The 24,755-nt window shown below is 69.1% G+C and carries 24 protein-coding genes; 12 read left to right on the forward strand and 12 right to left on the reverse strand.

Features of this window, described 5'->3' with window-relative positions:
- Positions 1-23: 23 nt before the first annotated feature.
- The gene (locus tag ACZ4WH_RS08955; RefSeq protein WP_468178129.1) at positions 24-707 is read right to left on the reverse strand and encodes a PadR family transcriptional regulator; all 684 of its coding nucleotides are present in this window, start codon (positions 705-707) and stop codon (positions 24-26) included.
- A 396-nt stretch (positions 708-1,103) separates the two neighbouring features.
- Between ACZ4WH_RS08955 and ACZ4WH_RS08960 the strand changes: the two genes are divergently transcribed.
- Positions 1,104-3,785, forward strand: coding sequence for a transglycosylase domain-containing protein (locus tag ACZ4WH_RS08960; RefSeq protein WP_468178131.1), 2,682 nt, complete (start codon positions 1,104-1,106; stop codon positions 3,783-3,785).
- A 129-nt stretch (positions 3,786-3,914) separates the two neighbouring features.
- Positions 3,915-5,468 (forward strand): glycosyltransferase family 87 protein, encoded by a 1,554-nt coding sequence (locus ACZ4WH_RS08965; protein WP_468178133.1) that lies wholly within the window; start codon positions 3,915-3,917, stop codon positions 5,466-5,468.
- Between the two features lie 123 nt (positions 5,469-5,591).
- Here the strand turns inward: ACZ4WH_RS08965 and ACZ4WH_RS08970 are convergent, their stop codons facing one another.
- From ACZ4WH_RS08970 to ACZ4WH_RS08980, 3 genes are all read right to left on the reverse strand, one after another.
- Positions 5,592-6,623, reverse strand: coding sequence for an alanine racemase (locus ACZ4WH_RS08970; protein ID WP_468178136.1), 1,032 nt, complete (start codon positions 6,621-6,623; stop codon positions 5,592-5,594).
- A gap of 85 nt (positions 6,624-6,708) precedes the next feature.
- Positions 6,709-7,827: a lipid II:glycine glycyltransferase FemX gene (locus ACZ4WH_RS08975; RefSeq protein WP_468178138.1), complete on the reverse strand. Its 1,119-nt coding sequence runs from the start codon at positions 7,825-7,827 to the stop codon at positions 6,709-6,711.
- A gap of 120 nt (positions 7,828-7,947) precedes the next feature.
- Positions 7,948-8,262: a hypothetical protein gene (locus ACZ4WH_RS08980; RefSeq protein ID WP_468178140.1), complete on the reverse strand. Its 315-nt coding sequence runs from the start codon at positions 8,260-8,262 to the stop codon at positions 7,948-7,950.
- Between the two features lie 273 nt (positions 8,263-8,535).
- Between ACZ4WH_RS08980 and rpsF the strand changes: the two genes are divergently transcribed.
- The 4 genes from rpsF (at position 8,536) to rplI (ending at position 10,270) form a co-directional block, all read left to right on the forward strand.
- A complete protein-coding gene (gene rpsF, locus ACZ4WH_RS08985; protein WP_070028831.1) occupies positions 8,536-8,826 on the forward strand; it encodes a 30S ribosomal protein S6 in 291 nt (96 codons plus the stop codon).
- 80 nt (positions 8,827-8,906) lie between these two features.
- On the forward strand, positions 8,907-9,488 hold the full coding sequence (locus tag ACZ4WH_RS08990) for a single-stranded DNA-binding protein (RefSeq protein WP_468178142.1): 582 nt from the start codon (positions 8,907-8,909) through the stop codon (positions 9,486-9,488).
- A gap of 81 nt (positions 9,489-9,569) precedes the next feature.
- On the forward strand, positions 9,570-9,806 hold the full coding sequence (gene rpsR / locus ACZ4WH_RS08995; protein ID WP_003949403.1) for a 30S ribosomal protein S18: 237 nt from the start codon (positions 9,570-9,572) through the stop codon (positions 9,804-9,806).
- 17 nt (positions 9,807-9,823) lie between these two features.
- The gene (gene rplI, locus ACZ4WH_RS09000; RefSeq protein WP_030640106.1) at positions 9,824-10,270 is read left to right on the forward strand and encodes a 50S ribosomal protein L9; all 447 of its coding nucleotides are present in this window, start codon (positions 9,824-9,826) and stop codon (positions 10,268-10,270) included.
- Between the two features lie 120 nt (positions 10,271-10,390).
- Here rplI and ACZ4WH_RS09005 read toward each other — a convergent pair whose 3' ends face one another.
- The gene (locus ACZ4WH_RS09005; protein WP_468178144.1) at positions 10,391-11,728 is read right to left on the reverse strand and encodes an MATE family efflux transporter; all 1,338 of its coding nucleotides are present in this window, start codon (positions 11,726-11,728) and stop codon (positions 10,391-10,393) included.
- 481 nt (positions 11,729-12,209) lie between these two features.
- Here ACZ4WH_RS09005 and dnaB point away from each other — a divergent pair, with 481 nt between their 5' ends.
- Together dnaB and ACZ4WH_RS09015 are read left to right on the forward strand one after the other, a co-directional pair.
- Entirely contained in the window at positions 12,210-13,688 is a 1,479-nt protein-coding gene (gene dnaB, locus ACZ4WH_RS09010; RefSeq protein ID WP_468178146.1) for a replicative DNA helicase, read from the forward strand.
- Positions 13,689-13,794: 106 nt separating this feature from the next.
- A complete protein-coding gene (locus tag ACZ4WH_RS09015; RefSeq protein ID WP_468178148.1) occupies positions 13,795-15,180 on the forward strand; it encodes a serine hydrolase domain-containing protein in 1,386 nt (461 codons plus the stop codon).
- A 121-nt stretch (positions 15,181-15,301) separates the two neighbouring features.
- Here ACZ4WH_RS09015 and ACZ4WH_RS09020 read toward each other — a convergent pair whose 3' ends face one another.
- Positions 15,302-15,754: a GNAT family N-acetyltransferase gene (locus tag ACZ4WH_RS09020; protein ID WP_468178150.1), complete on the reverse strand. Its 453-nt coding sequence runs from the start codon at positions 15,752-15,754 to the stop codon at positions 15,302-15,304.
- Between the two features lie 9 nt (positions 15,755-15,763).
- Complete coding sequence (locus tag ACZ4WH_RS09025; RefSeq protein ID WP_468178152.1) at positions 15,764-16,222, reverse strand: MarR family winged helix-turn-helix transcriptional regulator; 459 nt, start codon at positions 16,220-16,222, stop codon at positions 15,764-15,766.
- 142 nt (positions 16,223-16,364) lie between these two features.
- Here ACZ4WH_RS09025 and ACZ4WH_RS09030 point away from each other — a divergent pair, with 142 nt between their 5' ends.
- Both ACZ4WH_RS09030 and ACZ4WH_RS09035 read left to right on the forward strand, forming a co-directional pair.
- On the forward strand, positions 16,365-17,573 hold the full coding sequence (locus ACZ4WH_RS09030) for an MFS transporter (protein ID WP_468178154.1): 1,209 nt from the start codon (positions 16,365-16,367) through the stop codon (positions 17,571-17,573).
- Between the two features lie 101 nt (positions 17,574-17,674).
- Entirely contained in the window at positions 17,675-18,094 is a 420-nt protein-coding gene (locus tag ACZ4WH_RS09035; protein ID WP_468178156.1) for a GlcG/HbpS family heme-binding protein, read from the forward strand.
- Between the two features lie 72 nt (positions 18,095-18,166).
- Here ACZ4WH_RS09035 and ACZ4WH_RS09040 read toward each other — a convergent pair whose 3' ends face one another.
- Positions 18,167-19,033, reverse strand: coding sequence for a GNAT family N-acetyltransferase (locus ACZ4WH_RS09040; RefSeq protein WP_468178158.1), 867 nt, complete (start codon positions 19,031-19,033; stop codon positions 18,167-18,169).
- A gap of 148 nt (positions 19,034-19,181) precedes the next feature.
- Here ACZ4WH_RS09040 and ACZ4WH_RS09045 point away from each other — a divergent pair, with 148 nt between their 5' ends.
- A complete protein-coding gene (locus ACZ4WH_RS09045; protein WP_468178160.1) occupies positions 19,182-19,814 on the forward strand; it encodes an HAD family hydrolase in 633 nt (210 codons plus the stop codon).
- Positions 19,815-19,869: 55 nt separating this feature from the next.
- Positions 19,870-21,420, forward strand: coding sequence for a globin domain-containing protein (locus ACZ4WH_RS09050; RefSeq protein WP_468178162.1), 1,551 nt, complete (start codon positions 19,870-19,872; stop codon positions 21,418-21,420).
- 6 nt (positions 21,421-21,426) lie between these two features.
- Here the strand turns inward: ACZ4WH_RS09050 and ACZ4WH_RS09055 are convergent, their stop codons facing one another.
- From ACZ4WH_RS09055 to ACZ4WH_RS09070, 4 genes are all read right to left on the reverse strand, one after another.
- On the reverse strand, positions 21,427-21,909 hold the full coding sequence (locus ACZ4WH_RS09055) for an NUDIX domain-containing protein (protein ID WP_468178164.1): 483 nt from the start codon (positions 21,907-21,909) through the stop codon (positions 21,427-21,429).
- Between the two features lie 87 nt (positions 21,910-21,996).
- Complete coding sequence (locus tag ACZ4WH_RS09060; RefSeq protein WP_468178166.1) at positions 21,997-22,902, reverse strand: LysR family transcriptional regulator; 906 nt, start codon at positions 22,900-22,902, stop codon at positions 21,997-21,999.
- A 215-nt stretch (positions 22,903-23,117) separates the two neighbouring features.
- Positions 23,118-24,266, reverse strand: a complete 1,149-nt coding sequence (locus tag ACZ4WH_RS09065; protein WP_468178168.1) for a cystathionine gamma-lyase — start codon at positions 24,264-24,266, stop codon at positions 23,118-23,120.
- Entirely contained in the window at positions 24,263-24,754 is a 492-nt protein-coding gene (locus tag ACZ4WH_RS09070) for a low molecular weight protein-tyrosine-phosphatase (RefSeq protein ID WP_014673734.1), read from the reverse strand. Before ACZ4WH_RS09070 ends, ACZ4WH_RS09065 begins: the two co-directional genes overlap by 4 nt.
- Position 24,755 lies beyond the last annotated feature (1 nt).

Genomic DNA, 24,755 nt, shown 5'->3' on the forward strand with positions numbered 1-24,755 from the left:
ACGAGTGAGGCCCTGACTGGGACTCACGTGGCGGTGTCGTCGGGCGTATCCGTCCGGGGGGTGTCCCCGGGACGGGGCAGGCCGCCCGTCGATCCAGTGGTGGTGTCCTGCTGAGCGGACCCCCCGGACGCGGAACCCCTCAGGTCCCGTCCGGCCCGCTCGCTCTCGATGAGCTCGTTCAGCCAGCGCACTTCGCGCTCCACGGACTCCATCCCGTGGCGCTGGAGCTCAAGTGTGTAGTCGTCGAGGCGCTCCCGGGTGCGCGCCAGCGAGGCGCGCATCTTCTCCAGGCGCTCCTCCAGGCGGCTGCGCCGGCCCTCCAGGACGCGCATGCGTACATCGCGCGAGGTCTGCCCGAAGAAGGCGAACCGTGCGGCGAAGTGCTCGTCCTCGTACGCGTCGGGGCCGGTCTGCGAAAGCAGTTCCTCGAAGTGCTCCTTGCCTTCCGCCGTCAGCCGATAAACGATCTTGGCGCGGCGTCCGGCGAGGGGAGCGGCGAGTGCGTCGTCGTGGGTGTTTCCGGGTTCCTCGATCAGCCAGCCGTTGGTGACCAGCGCCTTGAGGCAGGGGTACAGCGTCCCGTAGCTGAACGCACGGAAGACACCCAGTGACGTGTTGAGTCGTTTGCGCAGCTCGTAGCCGTGCATCGGGGACTCCCGGAGCAGGCCGAGCACGGCGAACTCAAGGATGCCGGAGCGCCGGCTCATCGTCGCCTCCTCTCGGTCCCGCAGGTCAGCCCCGCAGGTCTCGCACTGCCTGTCAGCGTCTTTATCTCGTGCTGATGTATCGGTTCGATACATCACGACGATAGAACGGCCTACCCCATGCGACAAGAGGGGCGGTGGTGAACGGGATCACATCACCGATTCGTAGGAGGCAAGTTGCCTGTTTTGGGGTGAACTTCGGGGCTCGGCGGGTTTTGGTGGTGCGTAGTCTGTGCGGCATGCACACCACCGGGAACCGCGTGATGCCTGGGGAGCGTCGTCGTCCCTGGTGCAGTACGGGTGAATGCAGGACCGACCACATCCGTACTTCGGGGGGACCGGAAACCAGCCGCCGTTCCAGGCGCGCACGGGTGCGCCTGCCCGAGGAGTAATCGTTCGATGAGCGAGCACCGTCGCAAACCGCCGCAGCCGCAGGGAGGCGGACGTGCCGCGGCCCGACGCGGCCAGTCCGGCTCGTCCTCCGGCCGCCGTGCGGCACCGCGAGGCGCCACCGGGTCCCCTGCCGACTCCTATGGGTCCCGTTCCCCGGGGTCGGAGTCCACTGACCCGGGAGGTGAGGAGCGTTCCTACGGCGGCCGTGCCGAGGCCCGCCGTGCTGCCCAGAGAGGCGGCCGACGCAGAGCGGCCGACAACGCCGGCCCCGGCGGCCGGCGCGGCGGCCCGGGCGGGCCGACCGGTCCCGGGCGCGGCAAGGGCCGCGCGACGACCGCACCCGGCAAGAAGCGGTTCATCGACTACCCCAGGGCCGACAAGTACGGCTGGCGACGCTGGGTGCCGTCCTGGAAGCTGGTGAGCGGGCTGTTCATCGGCTTCGTCGGCAGCTTGGTGGTGATGGTCGGCGTCGGCTACGCGATGGTCTCGATCCCGAACGAGAACGACGCGGCCAAGTCCCAGAACAACGTCTACTACTGGGCCGACGGCAGCCAGATGGTGGCCACGGGCACCGGGGTGAACCGGCAGAACGTCAGCATCGACCAGATCCCCGAGGCGATGCGGTACGCGGTGATCTCCGCCGAGAACAAGTCGTTCTACCAGGACTCGGGTGTCGACCCCATGGGTATCGCACGCGCGGTGGCCAACATGGCGCGGGGCGGCCAGACGCAGGGTGGCTCGACGATCACCCAGCAGTACGTGAAGAACACGTACCTGAGCCAGGACCAGACGCTCACCCGCAAGTTCAAGGAGATGTTCATCTCCATAAAGGTGGGCGCGAAGCTCGACAAGAACGAGATCCTTCAGGGCTACCTGAACACCTCGTACTTCGGCCGGGGCGCCTACGGCATCCAGGCCGCGGCGCAGACCTACTACGGCAAGAACGCGGTCGACCTCAAGCCGAGCGAGTGCGCCGTCCTCGCGGCCCTGCTCAAGGGTCCGACGTACTACGACCCGGCCGGCAATCAGGACCTCGACAAGTCGGCGACCCCGCAGGCCAACGAGAAGCGCTCCAAGGAGCGCTGGGCCTGGATCCTCGGCGAGATGCACAAGGACAAGCACCTCACCGACGCCCAGTACCAGGAGGCCACCAAGAAGTACCCGATGCCTGACGGCCGCAAGGCGACCAAGGGCATGACCGGGCAGATCAGCTACCTGGCCGACACGGCGAAGAAGTACGTCCTCGCCCACTCCGACATCACGGAGGCGCAGTTCGACAAGGGTGGCTACCAGATCTACACGACCTTCGAGAAGAGCAAGGTCGACGCCCTGGCGAAGGCCGTGAAGAACGTCCAGAAGGATCGCCTCGACCCGAAGCACCGCGAGCTGGACAAGTACGTGCAGTTCGGTGCGGCCTCGGTGAAGCCCAAGGACGGGGCGATCGTCGCGCTGTACGGTGGTGACGGCTACGAGAACGGGCACTTCACCAACAACGCGGACACCTCGGGTGTCCCGGTGGGTTCGACCTGGAAGCCCTTCGTCCTCGCCGCCGCCATGGAGTACGGCACGTACAAGTCCGAGGGCGAGGGCGTCTCTCCGCTGAGCAAGTACAACGGCAACGACCATCTCAAGGTCCGCAAGCCGAACGGGGAGTATTACCTCAACAAGGACAACTCGTTCTTCTACCAGAACAACGAGAGCGATCACCCCTGGGGCTACATCACCCTGCGCAAGGCCATGGAGCAGTCCGTCAACACGCCGTTCGTGCAGTTGGGTGTCGACGTGGGTATGACGCACGTCCGGGACGTGGCCAGGGAGGCCGGCATCCTCGACCAGAGCATGTCGCAGGACCTCAATCCGTCCTTCGCCATCGGTACGTCCACGCCGAGCGCGATCCGTATGGCCGACGCCTACGCGACCTTCGCCGCCTCCGGCAAACAGACGGACCCGTACTCCGTGACCGCCGTCAAGATCAACGGCGTGAATGCGCCCAGCTTCGTCAAGCCGAAGCCGGCACCCGAGGACGCGATGGACCCGAACATCGCCAACAACGTCACGGACGTCCTGGAGAACGTCATCCAGAACGGTACGGGTCAGAAGGCCAAGAGCCTCGGTCGTACGGCGGCGGGCAAGACCGGTACCACCGACGAGAACAAGTCGGCCTGGTTCGTCGGCTACACCCAGCAGCTGTCGACCTCTGTGGCGATGTTCCGTGAGAATCCCAAGGACCACAAGCTGCTGTCCATGAACGGCACGGCCGGTGTGGACTCGATCCACGGTGGTGACATCCCGACGCTCGTGTGGACCGAGTACATGAAGGAAGCACTCAGGGGCGCGAACGACCTCGGCTTCCCGAAGGCCACCGAGATCGGCACGGTCCAGAACGAGGCAGGCGCCCCCTCCCCGACCCCCAGCGTCACCATCACGCCGAGCCCGACGCCGAGCGACACTCCGACCCCCACGCCGAGCAAGACGACCACCACGCCGTCTCCGTCGGCGAGCGAGTCCTGCCAGCTCGGCTGGGGCACGAACTGCAACGGCAATGGCAACGGCAGCGGGGGCGTGGACACGGGCGGCGTCGACGGGGGCGGAGGCGAGTCACCGTCGCCCACGGTCACGGACACGACAGGCACCGGCACCACCCGAGGAAACGGCAACGGAGGTTTCTTCGGAGGCCAGACCGGCTAGCCCGGTGATCTGACCGATTGGCGGCCATATCGCCCGCCAGGGGTGTTTCACGTGAAACATGGGCCGCCGCACCCACCGGGTGCGGCGGCCCTCGGCGTTTTCCTAGCCAGGTACGGCAGGATGTGCCCCATGCCCAGTGCAGAGATGACGCCAGCGAGCGTGCACGAGCCCGAGCCCGTGCGGACCGCCGAGGCAGAACCGGTGCAGCCGGCCAGGGAGGACGAGGTCGCCGCCGCCGGCAGTGAGCTGATCGGCGGTCCCCTGGGGCGGCACGCCCTGCTCGGGACGTCCTGGTGGACCCCCGTACGGGTCGTGGCGCTCGTGGCGATCGGCATGTTCGCCCTCGGCCTGGTCCAGAAGGCGCCCTGCTACGACAGCGCCTGGTTCTTCGGCGCGAGCAGCCAGTACACGCACGCCTGCTACTCGGACATCCCGCACCTCTACCAGGGCCGCGGGTTCGCCGACCATCTCGTGCCGTATTTCGACAAGCTCCCCGGCGACATGGACTACCTCGAATACCCGGTGCTCACCGGCGTGTTCATGGAGGTGGCCTCCTGGCTGACCCCGCACAGCGGCAGCATCCAGCACCAGGAGCAGTGGTACTGGTTCGTGAACGCCGGGATGCTGATGGTGTGCGCCGCCGTCATCGCCGTGTGTGTGGCCCGTACCCACCGCCGACGTCCCTGGGACGGCCTGCTGGTCGCCCTGGCGCCCGCCTTCGCGCTGACGGCGACCATCAACTGGGACCTGCTGGCGGTGGCGCTGACGGCCGCCGCGATGCTGATGTGGTCCCGGGGCCGCGCCCTCGCCTTCGGTGTCCTCCTGGGGCTCGCCACGGCCGCCAAGCTGTATCCCGTCCTGCTTCTCGGGCCGCTGCTGGTGCTGTGCTGGCGGGCCGGCAAGTGGCGCGCGTTCTTCAAGGCCGTCTGCGGCGCGGTGGTCGCCTGGCTCGTGGTGAACCTGCCCGTGATGATCGCCCACGACGCCACGGGCTTCCACATCCGTGAGGGCTGGGCGAAGTTCTACACCTTCAGCCAGGAGCGCGGCGTCGACTTCGGCTCCTTCTGGCTGATCTGGGCACAGAACTCCAGCAATCCGCCCACCACCGAGTTCGTCAACACAGCCGCCACGGTGCTGGTGGGGCTCTGCTCCCTCGGCATCGCCGCGCTGACGTTCACCGCCCCGCGCCGGCCGCGCTTCGCCCAGCTGGCCTTCCTGATGGTGGCCGCCTTCGTCCTCACCAACAAGGTCTACTCCCCGCAGTACGTCCTGTGGCTGGTGCCGCTGGCGGTGCTCGCCCGGCCCAAGTGGCGGGACTTCCTGATCTGGCAGGCGTGCGAGGTGGCGTACTTCCTGGGCATCTGGCTGTACCTCGCTTACACGACCAGCGGAGACGCCCACAAGGGCCTGCCGACGCAGGGCTACCACTGGGCGATCGTCCTTCACCTGCTGGGCACGCTGTACCTGTGCGCCGTCGTCGTACGGGACATCCTCATGCCGGAGCGGGACGTGGTGCGCCGGCCCGGCGACGACGATCCGTCGGGCGGGGTGCTCGACGGAGCCGAGGACGCGTTCGTGCTCGGCACGGGCGCCCATCCGCCGCGCCACGCCGCCCACTTCGAGGGACCTCAGGTGGACTGGGGCCGACCGGAGACGCTGTCCCACGACGACCGTTCGCTCTGAGCGAACGCCCGCCCGCCTCGTCGGCACGCGGCACGGCGAGCCGACCGTCCCGCACGAGGCAGCGCACGCAGAAGGCCGTATCCGGGAGCCCCGGATACGGCCTTCTCGGCGTTCTGGACCGGCTCAGCGGTCCACGAGACGGTCGAACTGGGTCGTGGTGTGCCGCAGATGGGCCACCAGCTCGTCACCGACCTTCGGCTCGGGGGCGTCCGAGGGCACGAACAGGATCGACACCTGCATGTGCGGCGGCTCGGCGAACCAGCGCTGCTTGCCGCCCCAGACGAACGGGGAGAGGTTCCGGTTGACCGTGGCGAGCCCGGCCCGGGCGACGCCCTTGGCGCGCGGCATGACGCCGTGCAGGGCCTTCGGGGCCTCCAGACCCACCCCGTGCGACGTTCCGCCCGCCACGACCACCAGGAAGCCGTCCGAGGCCGCCTTCTGCTGCCGGTAGCCGAACCGGTCGCCCTTCGTCACGCGTGTGACGTCCAGGACGGCGCCGCGGTACTCGGTGGCATCGTGGTCCCCCAGCCACAGCCGCGTGCCGATACGGGCGCGGAACCGGGTCTGCGGGAACTGCTGCTGGAGCCGGGCCAGGTCGTCCGCCTTGAGATGGCTGACGAACATCGTGTGCAGCGGCAGGCGCGCCGCGCGCAGCCGGTCCATCCAGCCGATGACCTCCTCGACGGCGTCCGAGCCGTCGGTGCGGTCCAGCGGCAGATGGATGGCGAAGCCCTCCAACCGGACGTTCTCTATGGCCTGGTGCAGCTGCGGCAGGTCGTGCTCGCTGATGCCGTGCCGCTTCATCGAGGACATCACCTCGATGACGACACGGGCGCCCACGAGGCCGTACACACCGTCGATGGACGACACCGAGCGGACGACCCGGTCGGGCAGCGGGACCGGCTCCTCGCCGCGCCGGTACGGCGTCAGCACCAGCAGGTCACCGCCGAAGAAGTCCTTGATGCGCGCGGCCTCGTAGGTCGTGCCGACGGCGAGCAGGTCGGAACCGAGCCGCGTGGCCTCCTCCGACAGCCGTTCGTGCCCGAAGCCGTAGCCGTTGCCCTTGCAGACCGGGACGAGTCCCGGGAACTGCTCCTGCACGTGCTTGTGGTGCGCCCGCCAGCGCGCGGTGTCGACGTAGAGCGTGAGCGCCATGGCCGGACCCGGAACCTTTCTCGTGGCTGCGGTGGATCAGAGGTGTGAGAGCTGTGAAGGCTATGGAATCAAACGCCCGCGCGGCTCAGCGGCGCGACATGTAGATGTCGAGCGCCTTGTGGAGCAGCTTGTTCAGCGGGAAGTCCCACTCGCCGAGGTACTCGGCGGCCTGGCCGCCCGTGCCGACCTTGAACTGGATCAGGCCGAAGAGGTGGTCGGTCTCGTCCAGCGAGTCGGAGATGCCACGCAGGTCGTAGACGGTGGCGCCGAGCGCGTAGGCGTCGCGCAGCATCCGCCACTGCATGGCGTTGGACGGCCGGACCTCGCGGCCGATGTTGTCGGAGGCGCCGTAGGAGTACCAGACGTGCCCGCCGACGATCAGCATGGTCGCTGCCGAAAGGTTCACGCCGTTGTGGCGGGCGAAGTACAGCCGCATCCGGTTGGGGTCCTCGGTGTTGAGGGCCGTCCACATGCGCTGGAAGTACGACAGCGGGCGGGGCCGGAAGTGGTCACGGACGGCCGTGATCTCGTACAGCCGCTGCCACTCGGGCAGGTCCTGGTAGCCGCCCTGGACGACCTCGACGCCGGCCTTCTCGGCCTTCTTGATGTTGCGGCGCCACAGCTGGTTGAAGTTCTTGTGGACCTCTTCCAGGGAGCGGTTCGCCAGCGGCACCTGGTAGACGTAGCGGGGCTGCACGTCGCCGAAGCCGGCGCCGCCGTCCTCGCCCTGCTGCCAGCCCATGCGGCGCAGCTTGTCGGCCACCTCGAAGGCGCGCGGCTCGATGAAGTCGGCCTCCAGGTCGCGCAGTCGCTTGACGTCCGGGTCCTGGATGCCCCTCTTGATGGTGTCCGCGTTCCAGCGGCGGATGATCACCGGCGGGCCCATCTTCACCGAGAAGGCACCCTGCTGCTTGAGGTGCGCCAGCATCGGCTGGATCCAGTCGTCCAGGTTGGGCGCGTACCAGTTGATGACCGGGCCCTCGGGCAGATAGGCGAGGTAGCGCTTGATCTTGGGCAGCTGGCGGTAGAGCACCAGGCCCACGCCGACCAGTTGGCCGCTCCGGTCGAACCAGCCGAGGTTCTCCGAACGCCACTCCGCCTTCACATCTGCCCATGCCGGGACCTGCATGTGGCTCGCCGCCGGCAGGCTCTGGATGAAGGCCAGATGCTGCTCGCGACTGATGGTCCTCAGGGTCAGGCTCATTCGGGGCGCTCCTCGGGCTGGTGTGTCCCCATGGGTACAGGGGCTCCGGCTCTCGCGCCGAAGCCTACTGCGCCTTGCGAGCGCCCCGACTGGGCGTAGGGGCCTTTGAACCCGGCAGGGTCAGCTGAAGAGCCCGCCGAACAGGCCGCCGTGTGCCATGCCGATCAGGAAGCCGACGCCCGCGGCGCCGAGACCCAGGATCAGGCCGAACCGCTGCCGCGTGGTCACCGAGATCCACTGTCCGTACACGCCGGTGAGCAGTGCCACCAGGCCCGCCCATGACGTCAGCAGGTGAAGGCTGTGGAAGAAGCACGTGATGAAGGACAGCAGGCCCAGGACGAGCGTCACCGCCATCAGGGCGTCCTGAAGCGGATGGGGCTTGCCGTCCGTGGCGAAGAGGGAACCGGCGGTGTTGGATCGCAATGCCTGTGCCATGGGCACCTCCTGCGGAAGGCGGCGCATGGTAGCGCCGTACACACCCGATGTGTACAGATTGTCGGTGTCGACGGCCGGATTTCAACCGGAAGCGTGTGTGCGGGTAGTCTGTACCCTCTGCACTGGTGTCTGCCCAGACCTGCCCAGGTCACACTGCCGGCTTCCCTGAGGGAACCCCGATTGTCAGTGGTGGCCGATACCGTTGCGTACGCATCACAACCCTCCTGCCACGGAACGACCGTGGCCGCTGAGTCCAAAGGAGGTGGGTTCCACATGCGTCACTACGAGGTGATGGTCATCCTCGACCCCGATCTCGAGGAGCGCGCTGTCTCCCCGCTGATCGAGAACTTCATGTCCGTCGTCCGTGACGGCGGCGGCAAGGTTGAGAAGGTCGACACCTGGGGCCGTCGCCGTCTCGCCTACGAGATCAAGAAGAAGCCCGAGGGCATCTACTCGGTCATCGACCTTCAGGCCGAGCCTGCGGTCGTCAAGGAGCTCGACCGCCAGATGAACCTGAACGAGTCGGTCCTCCGGACCAAGGTCCTCCGCCCCGAGACCCACTGAGCTCTCCCGCTCAGCTGATCTCGGGATTCGAGTAGCAGCAACAAGCAGCCAGAGCAGCAAACCCGCCGAGAGGTTCCCCCATGGCAGGCGAGACCGTCATCACGGTCATCGGCAATCTTGTCGACGACCCCGAGCTGCGCTTCACCCCGTCCGGTGCGGCGGTCGCGAAGTTCCGCGTCGCGTCCACTCCCCGCACCTTCGACCGCCAGACGAACGAGTGGAAGGACGGCGAAAGCCTCTTCCTGACCTGCTCGGTCTGGCGCCAGGCGGCGGAGAACGTCGCCGAGTCGCTCCAGCGAGGCATGCGCGTCATCGTGCAGGGCCGGCTGAAGCAGCGGTCCTACGAGGACCGTGAGGGCGTCAAGCGCACGGTCTACGAGCTGGACGTCGAGGAAGTCGGCCCCAGCCTGCGCAACGCCACGGCCAAGGTCACCAAGACCGCCGGTGGCGCGCGCGGTGGCCAGGGTGGTTACGGCGGCGGTGGCGGCCAGGGTGGCGGCGGCTGGGGCGGTGGCCCCGGCGGCGGCCAGCAGGGCGGCGGCGCTCCGGCCGACGACCCGTGGGCCACCGGCGCTCCCGCCGGTGGCAGCAACCAGGGTGGCGGCGGCTGGGGCGGAGGCTCCGGCGGCGGTGGCGGCTACTCGGACGAACCCCCCTTCTAAGCCTTCGGGCCAGGCCTTCTGGGCCGGTCCGGGTCGAGGGCGGGTCGTATCCCAACTTCTTGATCACACAGGAGAATCACCATGGCGAAGCCGCCTGTGCGCAAGCCGAAGAAGAAGGTCTGCGCTTTCTGCAAGGACAAGGTCACGTACGTGGACTACAAGGACACGAACATGCTGCGGAAGTTCATTTCCGACCGCGGCAAGATCCGTGCCCGCCGCGTGACCGGCAACTGCACGCAGCACCAGCGTGACGTCGCCACGGCCGTCAAGAACAGCCGTGAGATGGCGCTGCTGCCCTACACGTCCACCGCGCGCTAAGGGAGGGTGACCGACTCATGAAGATCATCCTCACCCACGAGGTCTCCGGCCTCGGTGCCGCGGGCGACGTCGTCGACGTCAAGGACGGTTACGCTCGCAACTACCTGATCCCGCGGAAGTTCGCTATCCGCTGGACCAAGGGTGGCGAGAAGGACGTCGAGCAGATCCGCCGTGCTCGCAAGATCCACGAGATCCAGACCATCGAGCAGGCCAACCAGGTCAAGGCCCAGCTCGAGGGCGTGAAGGTCCGCCTGGCCGTCCGCTCCGGCGACGCCGGCCGTCTCTTCGGTTCCGTCACCCCGGCCGACATCGCGTCCGCGATCAAGGCTTCCGGTGGCCCCGAGGTCGACAAGCGCCGCATCGAGCTGTCCGCTCCGATCAAGACCCTGGGCGCCCACGAGACGTCCGTGCGTCTGCACCCCGAGGTGGCCGCCAAGGTCAACGTCGAGGTCGTCGCGGCCTGATCGCCGCGTGATCGCCGTGCTCGCTTGAGCCGGTGAAAGGGGCCGCACCCTTCAGGGGTGCGGCCCCTTTCACATGGCCGGGGCTCCCGTGACCGGGACGGCATGTTTCACGTGAAACGGTCAGCGGGTCGCGCCCGTCACGATCCAGCGGCCCGAACGGGTCCGCAGCCACAGGGTCAGCATGCGGATCGTCATCATCAGCGTCATCGCCCCCCAAAGGGCGGTGAGGCCACCGCCGAACGTGGGAACGAGCAGGGCCGCCGGAGCGAACACCGCCAGGGTGACGACCATGGCCCAGGCCAGATACGGGCCGTCCCCCGCGCCCATCAGGACCCCGTCCAAGACGAAGACGATCCCGCAGACGGGCTGCGACAGCGCCACCAGCAGCAGGGCCGGCAGGGCAACGTCCTTCACCAGGGAGTCGCTGGTGAACAGCGGCAGGAAGAGCGGTCGCGCGGCCACCACGAGGAGGCCCAGTACGACACCGGTCGCGATGCCCCACTGGACCATGCGACGGCAGGCTTCGCGTGCTCCATGGGCGTCGTCCGCTCCGAGGTAGCGGCCGATGATGGCCTGTCCCGCGATCGCTATTGCGTCGAGCGCGAAGGACAGCAGGCTCCACAGGGACAGGACGATCTGGTGTGCGGCGATGTCGGCGTCACCGAGACGGGCCGCGACCGCCGTGGCGATCATGAGGATCGCCCGCAGGGACAGCGTCCGGACCAGCAGCGGGACGCCGGCCTGAGCCGAGGCTCGGATACCGGCGGCGTCCGGCCGGAGTGACGCGCCATGTCGACGGGCGCCACGGACGACGACGGTGAGATAGACGGCGGCCATGCCGCACTGTGCGATGACCGTGCCCCAGGCCGAACCGGCGATGCCGAGCCCGGCGCCGTAGACGAGCCCCGCGTTCAGCGCGGCGTTGGCGATGAATCCCGCGACGGCGACATAGAGCGGGGTCCTTGTGTCTTGCAGGCCACGCAGCACCCCGGTAGCGGCCAGGACGATGAGCATGGCCGGGATGCCCAGCGCGGAGATGCGCAGATAGGTGATGGCGTAAGGGGCCGCGGTGGTGGAGGCGCCGAAGAGATCCACGATGCCGGGGGCGAGGGGCAGAACGACGGCGATGACGGCGATGCCGAGCAGCAGCGCCAGCCAGATGCCGTCCATGCCCTGCCGGATGGCCGCCGGGAGATCACCGGCGCCGACGCGGCGGGCCACGCCGGCCGTGGTGGCGTAGGCGAGGAAGACGAACACGCTCACGGCGGTGGTGAGGAGGGCCGAGGCAACCGCGAGACCGGCGAGCTGAGCGGTCCCGAGATGGCCGACGATCGCACTGTCCGCCATGACGAAGAGAGGCTCGGCGACGAGGGCGCCGAAGGCCGGGACGGCCAGCGCGACGATTTCTCGGTCGTGCCGCCGCCGGGTGGCCTTGGGGATCTCTGGAGCCTGTGTCATGAGCATCAATCTAATCGTCCACAGGTAAGAGATGCAACTGACGAGTGGTCCTTACTTTTGGGTGCGGGGCGCGTCCTTTCGCCCGCCGTTCGAAGCGATCTTGGCCCGACTGGGGAAGTTTTTTCTCTGCACAGCCGGTGGATCGAAGAAGCGCAGGTCAGAGGCTTCCTGTCGAAGGGATCGAGGGCTTGTTCACAGGGCTTTCCACCGGGTCGTGCACAGGTTTCGGCGAGTTCTCCACAGCATCCGGGCCGTCGTCCACATGGCCTGTGGATAACCAGATTGGCTGACGGTGCCGACGGGCCTACGGTGGTCCGGCGCCCGCTCCTTCCCCGGGCCCGGCAAGCGTCCTTCGTCCGGCCCGGGAACCGTCACAAATCCGACGCGCCAGAACCGGAGTTGGGCGTCTTATTTGTCAGTGTCGTGCCGTACAAAAGAGGGCACGGCGAGGTCCGCCGTGCGGACGGGAGGAGGTGGCTCGGTGAGCATTTCCGAGCCCTTGGACGATCCGTGGGCCGACAGCGGGCCCAGTGATCGTCTGCCGGCCTCCCGTCGGCGCGGTGACGTCGGCCGGAGTCGTGACGAACAGCACGACCGGGGCCGGGAGAACGGCGCCTGGGACGGCGGGGGTTCGTCGTTCGAGCGGGTGCCGCCGCAGGATCTGGACGCCGAGCAGTCCGTGCTGGGCGGCATGCTGCTGTCCAAGGACGCCATCGCCGATGTGGTCGAGATCCTCAAGGGCCACGACTTCTACAAGCCCGCGCACGAGACGATCTACCAGGCCATCCTGGACGTCTACGCCAAGGGTGAGCCGGCCGACCCGATCACCATCGCCGCCGAACTCACCAAGCGCGGTGAGATCAACAAGGTCGGCGGCGCCGCGTATCTGCACAGCCTCGTCCAGACCGTGCCGACGGCGGCCAACGCCGAGTACTACGCGGAGATCGTCCACGAGCGGGCCGTCCTGCGGCGGCTGGTCGAAGCCGGTACGCGCATCACGCAGATGGGATACGCGGCCGACGGAGACGTGGACGAGATCGTCAACCGCGCCCAGGCCGAGATCTACGCCGTCACCGAGCAGCGCACCAGCGAGGACTACCTCCCGCTCGGCGACATCATGGAAGGCGCCCTCGACGAGATCGAGGCGATCGGTTCGCGCAGCGGCGAGATGACGGGCGTGCCCACCGGGTTCACCGACTTCGACTCGCTGACGAACGGTCTCCATCCGGGCCAGATGATCGTGATCGCGGCGCGTCCCGCCATGGGTAAGTCGACCCTCGCCCTGGACTTCGCGCGGGCGGCCTCCATCAAGCACAACCTTCCGAGCGTCATCTTCTCGCTCGAAATGGGCCGTAACGAGATCGCGATGCGTCTGCTGTCCGCCGAGGCCCGGGTCGCCCTCCATCACATGCGGTCCGGCACGATGACCGACGAGGACTGGACGCGGCTCGCCCGCCGTATGCCGGACGTGTCGGCCGCGCCGCTGTACATCGACGACTCCCCGAACCTGTCGATGATGGAGATCCGCGCCAAGTGCCGGCGCCTGAAGCAGCGCAACGACCTGAAGCTGGTCGTCATCGACTACCTCCAGCTGATGCAGTCCGGTGGCTCCAAGCGCGCCGAGAGCCGTCAGCAGGAGGTCTCGGACATGTCCCGTAACCTCAAGCTGCTCGCGAAGGAGCTGGAGATCCCGGTCATCGCGCTCTCGCAGCTCAACCGTGGCCCCGAGCAGCGCACCGACAAGAAGCCGATGGTCTCCGACCTGCGCGAGTCCGGCTCCATCGAGCAGGACGCGGACATGGTCATCCTGCTGCACCGCGAGGACGCGTACGAGAAGGAGTCCCCGCGCGCGGGCGAGGCGGACCTGATCGTCGCCAAGCACCGAAACGGTCCGACGGCCACCATCACGGTCGCTTTCCAGGGCCACTACTCCCGGTTCGTGGACATGGCCCAGACCTGATCCACCGGGCACGGCCGCGGCCACGGACAGGGGTGCGGGCGGGTACGGTGGGCAGGGCGCGGCAAATGCATTCGACGCCCGCCTCCGCAGCAGGTGGACTGGGCCCATGACGACAACTCAGGAACCGTTGCTCCCCGCCACCCGCCGTGCCCTGTTGCACCGGATCGCCGTCGCGCAGGCCGAAGGACGGGCTCCGTCACTGGTCGCCGCCGTCGTGCGGGACGGGCAGGCCGTGTGGCACGGGGCGCGGACCTCGGTGGACGGGCACGGACCGGACGAGACCGTCCAGTACCGGATCGGGTCCATCACCAAGACCTTCACCGCCGTACTGGTGATGCGGCTGCGCGACGAGGGCGTCCTCGATCTCGGTGATCCGCTGGAGAAGCATCTGCCGGGCACCGGTGCGGGGGAGGCGACGATCGCGGAACTGCTCGCGCACACCGCGGGGTTGGCGGCCGAATCACCCGGGCCCTGGTGGGAACGGACGCCCGGCTCTCTGCGGCCCGAACTGAGCGATGTGCTCGGGTCACAGCCCTTCCTGCATCCCGTCGGCCGGCGGCACCACTACTCCAACCCCGGCTACACGGTCCTCGGTGCCCTGGTGGAAGAACTGCGCGGCGCCCCCTGGGAGGAGGTGCTGCGCGAGGAGATCCTGGAGCCACTGGGCCTGCACCGGACGAGCGCGCAGCCGGAACCCCCGCACGCGGGCGGATGGGCGGTGCACCCCTGGGCCGACGCGATGCTCCCCGAACCGACGGAGGACCTGGGCCGGATGGCGCCGGCCGGCCAGCTCTGGTCGACCACCGGGGACCTGGCGCGGTTCGCCGCGTTTCTGGCCCGGGGAGATGACCGGGTCCTGAGTGCGGAGTCGGTACGGGAGATGCGTACCCCGGCGGCGCCCGCCGAGGCCGCGGACGTGGTGGACGGGGTCACGTACGGCCTGGGTATGCAGATCCAGCGCCGGGACGGCCGGCTGCTCGTCGGGCACTCCGGTTCCCTGCCGGGCTTTCTGGCGAACCTCACCATCAGCGTGGAGGACGACGTGGCGGCGGTGGTGCTCGCCAACTGCACCAGCGGTCCGCTGCTGGGTGCCGTGGGAGCGGACCTCGTCCGGATCGTCGCGGAGGCGGAGCCGCGCATCCCTGAGCCCTGGCGGCCGCTGCGTGAGGTCGAACCGGCGGTGCTGGAGCTGGTGGGGCAGTGGTACTGGGGCACCCACGCCTTCGGCCTGCGCGCGACCGCCGACGGCCTGATCGCGCTGGCACCGCTGACCGGCGGGGGACGGAGGGCCCGCTTCCGTGCGAACGGCGACGGCACCTGGACGGGGCTGGAGGGCTACTACGCCGGAGAGCTGCTGCGGCCCGTACGGCGCCCGGACGGGTCGGTGAGCCACCTCGACCTCGGCTCGTTCGTGTTCACCCGGCAGCCGTACGACCCCGAGGCCCCGGTGCCCGGTGGCGTGGACCCGGAGGGGTGGCGGGGCATCGGCTAGCCCGGACATGCACAAGGGGTGTGTTTCACGTGAAACACACCCCTTGTGCATGTCCCCGAACACACTCACTGTCCTGTTCTGGTATTCGGCAACTGCGGCCGATCCGCCCTCCGGGACGCAGTCAAAGGCGCAGCTTGAAGCCCTCGTGCGAAGCGCGGAAACCCAGCCGCTCGTAGAAGCGGTGGGCGTCGGTCCGTGTCTTGTCGGACGTGAGCTGCACCATCCGGCAGTCGAGCTGCCGGGAGGTGTCGATCGCCCACTCGATCAGCCGGCTGCCCAGTCCGCTGCCCCGCTCGTCGGCGTGAATGCGCACGGCCTCGATGAGCGCACGAGTGGCTCCCTTGTGCGAGAGCCCAGGGATGATCGTGAGCTGGAGGGTGCCGACGACGCGTCCTTCGCGCACGGCGACGACGACATGCTGATGGGGGTCGGCGGCGAGGCGCTCCAGCGCGTTCCGGTACGGCGTGAGATCGCCGGGCGACTCGCGCTGGGCCCCGAGCGGGTCGTCGGCGAGCATCGCCACGATCGCCGGGAGGTCGTCGGCGGTCGCGGCACGTATCTCAAGATCTCCCATGGACGCACCCTATGCGGGTACGTTCAGGGACTCCACCACTCTCACCAGCGGGGCTAGTTCAGGGTTCTTGGCGGCGTCGTCCAGGGCCTCGCGCAGGGCGGCGTCATTGGTGGGTCGCGCCTCCTCCAGCAGGCGCAGGCCCGCCGGGGTGACGTTGGTGTAGATGCCGCGCCGGTCGGTGGGGCACAGATAGCGCTCCAGCAGGCCGCGGTCCTCCAGGCGCGTCACCAAGCGTGTGGTGGCGCTCTGGCTGAGCACGACCGCGTCGGCGACCTGCTTCATCTGGAGATGCCCGCCCTCGCCTTCGTGCTGTCTGCTGAGGACGTCCAGCAGTGAGTACTCGCGGACGCTCAGGTCGTGCTTGGCCTGTAGAGCGCGCTCGATGTGCGCCTCGATCCGTCCGTGCAGCGCAGAAAGGGCGCACCAGCCCTGTGCGAGGGCGGTGAGCGCGGGGTCCGTCGCTGTCATTGGCGTTTTCCTCCGTCCCGGAGTGGCTGCATCACAAGAGTAGAGCACCACCGCAATAGTCGTCGCTTGCGTATAGCCCGCGTCTGCAACTATTGTGGACGAACGCAAAGCGCTCCTGCAATCTTCTGGGAAGGTTACCCCCATGCCTCTCGCGCTTCTGGCCCTCGCGATCGGGGCCTTCGGAATCGGAACGACCGAGTTCGTGATCATGGGCTTGTTGCCCGAGGTCGCGGGCGACTTCGGGGTCTCCATCCCCACGGCGGGTCTGCTCGTGACCGGCTATGCGCTCGGCGTGGTCATCGGCGCCCCGATCATGACCGTGCTCGGCACCAAGGTCCCGCGCAAGCGCATGCTGATGCTGCTGATGGGCCTGTTCATCGCCGGGAACCTGCTCTCGGCCGTAGCCCCGGCCTTCGCGGTCATGCTGATCGGACGAGTGGTCGCCTCGCTCGCCCACGGTGCCTTCTTCGGCATCGGCTCGGTCGTCGCGGCCGAGCTGGTCGCTCCCGAAAAGAAGGCCGGCGCCATCGCCATGATGTTCACCGGTCTGACCATCGCCAATGTCGTCGGCGTCCCGCTCGGCACGTTCATCGGGCAGAGCGCCGGCTGGCGCGTCACCTTCGGCATCGTCGCCGCCCTCGGTGTCGTCGGCCTCGTCGGCATCGCCAAGCTCGTTCCCGAGCTGCCGCGGCCGGAGGGCGTACACCTGCGCCACGAGCTGGCCGCCTTCAAGAACGCCCAGGTCCTGCTGGCCATGGCGATGACCGTCCTCGGCTTCGGCGGTGTCTTCGCGGCCATCACCTACATCGCCCCGATGATGACCCACATCGCCGGCTTCGCCGACGGCTCCGTCACCTGGTTGCTGGTCCTGTTCGGCCTCGGCATGGTCGGCGGCAACCTCATCGGCGGCAGGTTCGCCGACCGCGCCCTGATGCCGATGCTGTACGTCTCCCTGGGCGCCTTGGCCGTCGTCCTGGCTCTCTTCACGCTCACCGCGCACAACAAGATCGCGGCCGCGGTGACCATCGCCTTGATCGGCGCCCTCGGCTTCGCCACCGTGCCGCCGCTCCAGAAGCGCGTCCTCGACCAGGCGCACGGCGCCCCGACGCTCGCCTCGGCCGTCAACATCGGCGCTTTCAACCTGGGCAACGCCCTGTCCGCCTGGCTCGGCGGCCTCGTGATCGCGGCCGGCTTCGGCTACACGTCCCCCAACTGGGTCGGTGCCGCCCTCGCCGCTGCCGCCCTGGTCCTCGCCTTCCTCTCGGCTGCCCTGGAGCGCCGTGACGGCGCCCACGGCAGCGTGACCGCCTCCGGCACGCCGGCGGAGCAGCGGACGCCGGTCCACCACTGAGCCGCCCGCATCCCGGACGCCGCACCACCCACAGACGTCCGTACCGGGGACCCTCCCGCTACGGCAGCACCCACCACAGCACCATCCGAGGAGACATCTCCATGACCACCACCGCCGTCGCCCCACTCACCATCGAGGACGCCGAGCTGCTGGTCGCCACCGCCCGCCGGGCGGCCGAGGACACCGGAGTCGCCGTCAGCGTCACCGTCCTGGACGCCGGGGGCCACCTGCTGGCCTTCCGCCGGGACGACCGCGCCGTGCTGATCTCCGGCGAGACCAGCACCCGGAAGGCCTACACGGCCCTCCAGCTGAACGCGCCCACCGCCGACCTCGTCGACGCCGTCCAGCCCGGCGGCCTCTTCCACACGCTGCCCACGGCCCTCGACCGGCCCCTGCTGTTCATCGCGGGCGGTATCCCGGTCCACCGGGACGGCCGGCTGATCGGTGCGATCGGTGTCGGCGGCGGTGCTCCGGACCAGGACCACGGCTTCGCCACCGCCGCCGTGCAGGCGCTCGTCTGAGCCACAACCCGGACCTCATGACGCCGGCCCCGCCGCTTCGAGCGGCGGGGCCGGCGTGCGTCGTGCGAGGATTCAGCCCGCGGCGACGGTCAGCGGTGCGAACCGCCGGGTCCAGTCCCCCGGCAGGTCCGTGATGCCATAGGTCATCACCGAGTTGAAGGCCACGGAGGCCAGGCCCCGCTCCCTCGCCCAGGCCAGCAGCTCCTCATGGCGCACATCGATGTCGGTCCGCAGCGGACGGTCCGTACGGGCCGCCAGCGAGGCGATCAGCGCCTTGGCGGTCTCCGTGTCCCGGGCGATCAGCGGGCCGACGACATGGGTGTCCATGTTGGGCCACGCGGCGGTGTAGCCGATGAGCCGTCCGTCCTCCTCGGCCACCCGCAGCTGATCGGCGAAGGCGGGCAGGCGGGTGATGAGAGGGGTGCGATCGGTGCCGAACACCTCCTCGTCGAGGCGCAGGATCGCCGGCAGATCCTCTGCGGTGGCGGCACGCGTCACGACCCCGGATTCCGGGCCACTGGGGGTGAAACGGCCCATCAGCATCTCCGCCCGGCCCGTCACCTTGAAGCCCAGCTCCTCATAGAGGGGGCGTCCGTACGGCGTGGCGTGCAGGGTCAGCGGAGTGGTCCCCATGCTCGACACGACATGCCGCATCAGGCGACGCCCGACGCCCCGGCGGGCATGGCGTTCGGCCACCAGAACCATGCCGATAGCGCCGAGATCCGGCCGCCCCCACGCGCCGTACTCCGTGACCACGCACGCGGCGACGAGGCCGCCCTCGGGGTCGTCGATGCCGAAGCCCTTCCCGGCTGTGAGGAGGAAGCCCCACTTGTGTTCCTCGCGTGGCCACCCCCGGTCCTCGGACAGGTCGGCGCAGGCAGTGAGATCGCGAGGCGTCAGGCGGCGAATGGGCAGAGCGGTGAGGGAAGGAGTTGGCACGCAGGTCAGGCTGTCCGACCGGCACCCCCGCCGTCCACCCGTTTCGATGAGACGCACGTGCTTTTGGCCATCTCGTGGCCCTGCGCACAGCCCAGCGACAGCTCTGCGTGTTTCACGTGAAACGTCGACAGCCCACTAGCCTCGGGCCATGGCGAGACTTCATCTCTTCGATCTCGACGGCACCTTGCTGCACGGAACGACCGCCCCAGTGGAGATTTCACGCCAGCTCGGCCTGGAGGCAGAGACGGTGGCGCTGGACCGTGCGATCGCGCAGGGCCGGATCGGTCCGCCGGAGTACGCGGCGCAGGTGTACGACTTGTGGGCGGACCTGACCGAGGAGCATGTGCGAGCCGCGTTCGAGGCGGCTCCCTGGCTGGCCCGGATCCGCGAGGTCTGGGCGGAGATCAGAACCGCGGGCGAGTACTGCGCGGTGGTGTCTCTCTCGCCCTCCTTCTTCGTGGAACGCCTCCTCGACTGGGGTGCCCACGCGGCGCATGGATCGCGTTTCCCGGCCGTGCCGTTCACCGAGCCTGTCGATCCGTCCAGGGTGCTCAGCGCGGCGGCCAAGGTGACCATCGCGGACCGGCTCTGCGCCGAGTTCGGGGTGGCACGAGCCGACTGCGTGGCGTACGGCGACTCGTCGTCGGACGCGGAGTTGTTTGCTGTCGTACCGGTTTCCGTGGCCGTCAATGCCGACGCGCACCTGGCCGGACTGGCGACGCACTCGTACACGGGACGGGATCTGTGGGGTGCCTATGAATTGGTCGGACCGGCCCGGTAGTTGACGGACGTCACCGTTCGCACCGTGCTCTCCTCGTGACGGAGCAAGGAGGGACTTGTGTGGGCGCCGACGGCCGGTAGGGTCGACTCCGGTTCACGTCCGGGATGGAGCGCAGGCATCCCGTGCGGGCCGAGAGCAGGGGACGCAGCCTAATGGTGCGGAGAGGCCGAAGAACCGCGTTTCCGGGTTCTCGACCGTGGCAGCGACCGAGATGAGAAGCTGCGGAGCAAGCGCTACGGCTGGCCGCCCGCCGGGGGAAAGCATGCGCCTTCCGAGGAGGAGGGTGCGCAGACCGACCGAAAGATGTTCGAGGCGAGGGCACACCATGGACGCTCCGGCCACCACGTCGGGGAAGAACGACATGCCGGGCGGGGGCGGCTGGTTCATGCCGCGCGAGGCGTCATCGGCTCCGCCGCCGCACGGTGATCAGGAGGCGCCCGAGAAGCCGTTGCGTGTGCCCGTGCAGCGGTCGGCCCCGGCCGCCGAGGAGGGGTCACCGGACGCGCTCCGCATCCGCCGCACGATGACCGAGATCGCCCCCGTCGCCGACAAGGTCACCTCCTACTTCTACGCTCTGCTCTTCGTCCGCCACCCAGAACTGCGGTCCCTGTTTCCGGCCGCGATGGACACCCAGCGGGACCGCCTGCTCAAGGCGCTGCTCACGGCGGCCGAGCACTTGGACAACACCCCGGTCCTCGTCGACTACCTGCGGAACCTGGGCCGTGGACACCGCAAGTACGGAACACGCGCCGAGCACTATCCGGCCGTGGGCGAATGCCTCATCGGCGCGTTGAGCAAGTACGCCACCACCGTCTGGAACCCGGAGACGGAGGCTGCCTGGGTGCGGGCCTACACGACGATGTCCCAAGTCATGATCGACGCGGCGGCGGCCGATGAACTGCGTGCCCCGGCCTGGTGGCAGGCGGAGATCGTTGCGCACGATCTGCGGACCCCGGACGTCGCGATCCTCACCGTCCGCCCCGACCAGCCCTATCCCTTCCTCGCCGGCCAGTACACGAGCGTGGAAACACCCTGGTGGCCCCGGGTGTGGCGGCACTACTCCTTCGCGTCCGCGCCCCGCTCGGACGGACTGCTGACGTTCCATGTGAAGGCCGTCCCGGCCGGATGGGTGTCCAACGCGCTGGTGCACCGTGCCCGGCCCGGAGACGTCATACGCCTCGGCCCGCCGGCCGGCTCGATGACCGTCGACCACACCACCGACAGCGGGCTGCTCTGCCTGGGCGGCGGCACCGGCATAGCGCCCATCAAGGCCCTGGTGGAGGACGTCGCCGAGCGCGGCGAACGCCGCCCGGTCGAGGTGTTCTACGGGGCACGGACCGATCACGACCTGTACGACATCGACACGCTGCTCAGGCTCCAGCAGAGCCACCCCTGGCTGTCGGTCCGGGCGGTCATAGACCAGCGGGCCCATCTCCAGCTGCCTGACGCCATACGCGCCTATGGACCGTGGACCGAGTACGAGGCCTATCTCTCGGGCCCGCCCGGAATGATCCGCAGCGGCATCCACACGCTTCGGGACATCGGCGTCCCGACGAGCCGCATACGGCACGACTCGGTGGAGGAACTGCTCATCGGCGCGGGCTGACCGTGCCTACCCGAGGTCGGGGGCGTGCATGGCCCGTACCCCCTCGATGTTGCCGTCCAGGTAGTGGCGCAGGGACAGCGGGACGAGATGGACGGAAGCGATGCCGACGCGGGTGAACGGCACGCGGACGATCTCGTACTCACCGGTCGGCTCGTCCACTTCGGGGCCGTGACGCAGGGCAGGGTCCATGGACTCCAGTCGACAGACGAAGAAGTGCTGCACCTTCACCCCGGTCGCGCCACCGTCCTCACCGATGTGCTCCACCGTGTCCACGAAGCACGGCACCACATCGGTGATCTTGGCGCCGAGTTCCTCGTACACCTCCCGGTGCAGGGCGTCCACGACGGTCGAGTCCCCGGGCTCGACTCCGCCACCGGGGGTGACCCAGTAGGGATCGACGCCGGGTTTGGTGCGCTTGATCAGGATCAGGTCGTCACCGTCCAGAAGAACGGCACGGGCGGTGCGCTTGACCACGGGTCGGACGGTCATGGGAGAAATGTGGCCCGGCTGGTTCCACGTGAAACATCGCAAAGTGCCACGACACGACCGCAGCGCGTGCACCCCGGACGGACGGTGTCAGCACCAGGCCGTGGCGGCGCGCTGGAGGCACTCGTAGGCCCGCGCGATAGGGGGCAGGGCCAGTGTGCCGGTCCGCACCACCAGGAAGTACGTACGCAGCGGCGCGACCGCCGGGTCGTGCAGGGTGACGATCGTGCCCTGCTCCAGTGCCGGGGCACACAGGTAGCGGGGCAGCACCGCCAGCCCGGCCCCGGCGATCGCGCAGGACAGCACGGCCCGGAGATCCGGGACGATGACCGTGCCCGTGGCGGCAGGGCGGGAGTCGAAGACGGAGGCCCAGTAGCGCGAGACGAACGGCAGCGACTCGTGGACCTCGACGAGCGGCAGGTGTTCCAGCGCCGGGGCGCCCTTCAGCCGCAGGGTGTCCGAGCCGATCCGCTCCGCCCAGCGTGGGGCCGCGACCAGCACATGCTCCTCGTCGCAGAGCGGAGTGGCGGTGAGCAGGGCCCCGCGCGGTCGTGCCGTGCTGATGGCCAGGTCATGGTGACCGCAGGCCAGTCCCTCCAGCGTCTCCTCGGCCGTCCCGAAGGAGACGCGCAGCGCGAAGCCCCGGCCGTCGTCGCCGGTCAGCTCGGTGAGCGCGGGCAGAGCGCGTTCAGCGGTGAACTCCGGAGGCCCGGCCAGGTGCAGCGTCCGTGAAGAGGACTCGTCGTCCAGGCCGCTCTCCACTATCTCCACCAGGGCATCGAGATGCGGCGCGGTCCTCTGTGCGAGTTCGTCGCCGACGGTCGTCGGGGTCACCCCGCGCGCCTGACGAAGGAACAGCGGCCTGCCGAGCTGGCGCTCCAGTGTGCGGATCTGTGAGGTGACGGCGGGCTGGGAGAGGCCGAGCAGGGCGGCGGCGCGGGTGAAGGAGCCGGCCCTGTGCACGGTGACGAAGGTCCGCAGCAAGGCCAGATCCATGGCACGCCCTCCCCTGTCGCTGCCCTCTCCGGCCCCCAGGCAGGCACCAACTATAAATAAGTCGATAGGTCTCTGTCGTTAGCGTGATTGGACACTGACGCAGAGTCAACTAGCCTGGTTCGCACGGTCTTTCCCGCAGGAAAACCGTGGACGGTCCGAGCCACGAGGGGGGAGGCTCGGACCGTCCTGACGGCATGGCCGGCGGACGCGGACGCTTACTCGGCGGACTCGTCCAGGGCGCGCAGCACGTCGGCCACCAGGTCCTCGGGGTCCTCCGCGCCGACGGACATGCGGATGAAGCCCTCCGGGACGGCGTCCCCGCCCCAGCGGCGGCGGCGTTCGGCCGTGGACCGTACCCCGCCGAAGCTCGTCGCGTCCTCCACCAGCCGCAGGGCAGCCAGAAAACGCTCGGCCCGCGTGCGCGTGGGCAGGGTGAAGGAGACGACGGAGCCGTAGCGGCGCATCTGCTGCGCGGCGATCTTGTGCGAGGGGTCGTCGGGCAGACCCGGATAGCGCAGGTCGGAGACCTCGGGCCGCTGTCGCAGTGCCTCCGCGACGGCGAGGGCGGTGGCGTTCTGCCGGTCGACCCGCAGCTGGAGCGTGGCGATGGACCGGTGCGCGAGCCAGGCCTCCATGGGACCGGAGATCGCTCCGACGATCTTGCGCCAGCGGCGCACGGCGGCCATCGCCTCGGCGTCGCGACCGGTGACGTAGCCCAGGAGGACGTCGCCGTGCCCGGTGAGCTGCTTGGTGCCGCTGGCCACGGAGAAGTCGGCGCCCAGCTCCAGCGGGCGCTGGCCGAGCGGGGTGGCGAGCGTGTTGTCGACGGCCACCAGGGCGCCCCGCGCGTGGGCCGCCTCCGCCAGCCGTCGGATGTCACAGACATCGAGCCCGGGGTTCGACGGCGACTCGATCCACAGCAGCCGCGCCCCGTCGAGCAGCTCCAGCTGGGCGTCCCCGCCGGTCGGCGCGGTGCGCACCTCGACGCCGTACGCCTCCAGCTGGGCGCCGACCAGCGGCAGCACCTGGTAGCCGTCGGACGGCAGCACGACCGCGTCCCCGGCGCGCAGCTGCGAGAACAGCACGGCGGAGATCGCCGCCATACCGGAGGCGAAGACCAGCGTCTCGGCGTCCTCCCGCCCGGGCGCCTCCAGTTCGGTGACGGCCCGCTCCAGCAGAGTCCAGGTCGGGTTGTCGTCACGGCCGTACGCATACGGTCCCGAGACCTCGCCGGGCAGGTGGAAGTGCGCCGCGAACACCGGTCCGGGCAGGGTCGGCTCGTTCTTGGCCGGCTCCGGCAGCCCCGCCCGTACCGCGCGCGTGCCGTCGCCGACGCGCCCCTCGTTCTTCGTCGCATCGCTCATGCGGCCCGTCCCTCCAGTTCGTCCCGTACGGCGGCGAGCAGACCGGTGCTCGCCGCCTCCACCATCTCAAGGCACTCCTCGAAGCCGTCCCGGCCCCCGTAGTACGGGTCCGGCACGTCGAGGTCGTCGCCGGCGGCGGGGTCGTAGGAGCGCAGCAGGCGTATCTTGCGCGCGTCCTCCTCGGTCGGCGCGAGGCGGCGCAGGGCCTTGAGATGGCCGGTGTCGAGGGCGATCACGAGGTCGAGACGGGCGAACCACGACGGCAGGAACTGGCGGGCGACGTGTTCGCTGTCGTAGCCGTGCTCCTCCAGGACCGAGACGGTGCGGGGGTCGGCGGGCTCGCCCTCGTGCCAGCCACCGGTCCCGGCGCTGTCGACCGCCACCAGGTCCTCCAGCCCGGCCTCCGCCACGCGCGCGCGGAAGACGGACTCGGCCATCGGGGAGCGGCAGATGTTGCCGGTGCACACGAAACAGACGCGGTAGGTCATG

The organism is Streptomyces sp. NPDC029138 (genome assembly GCF_055564375.1).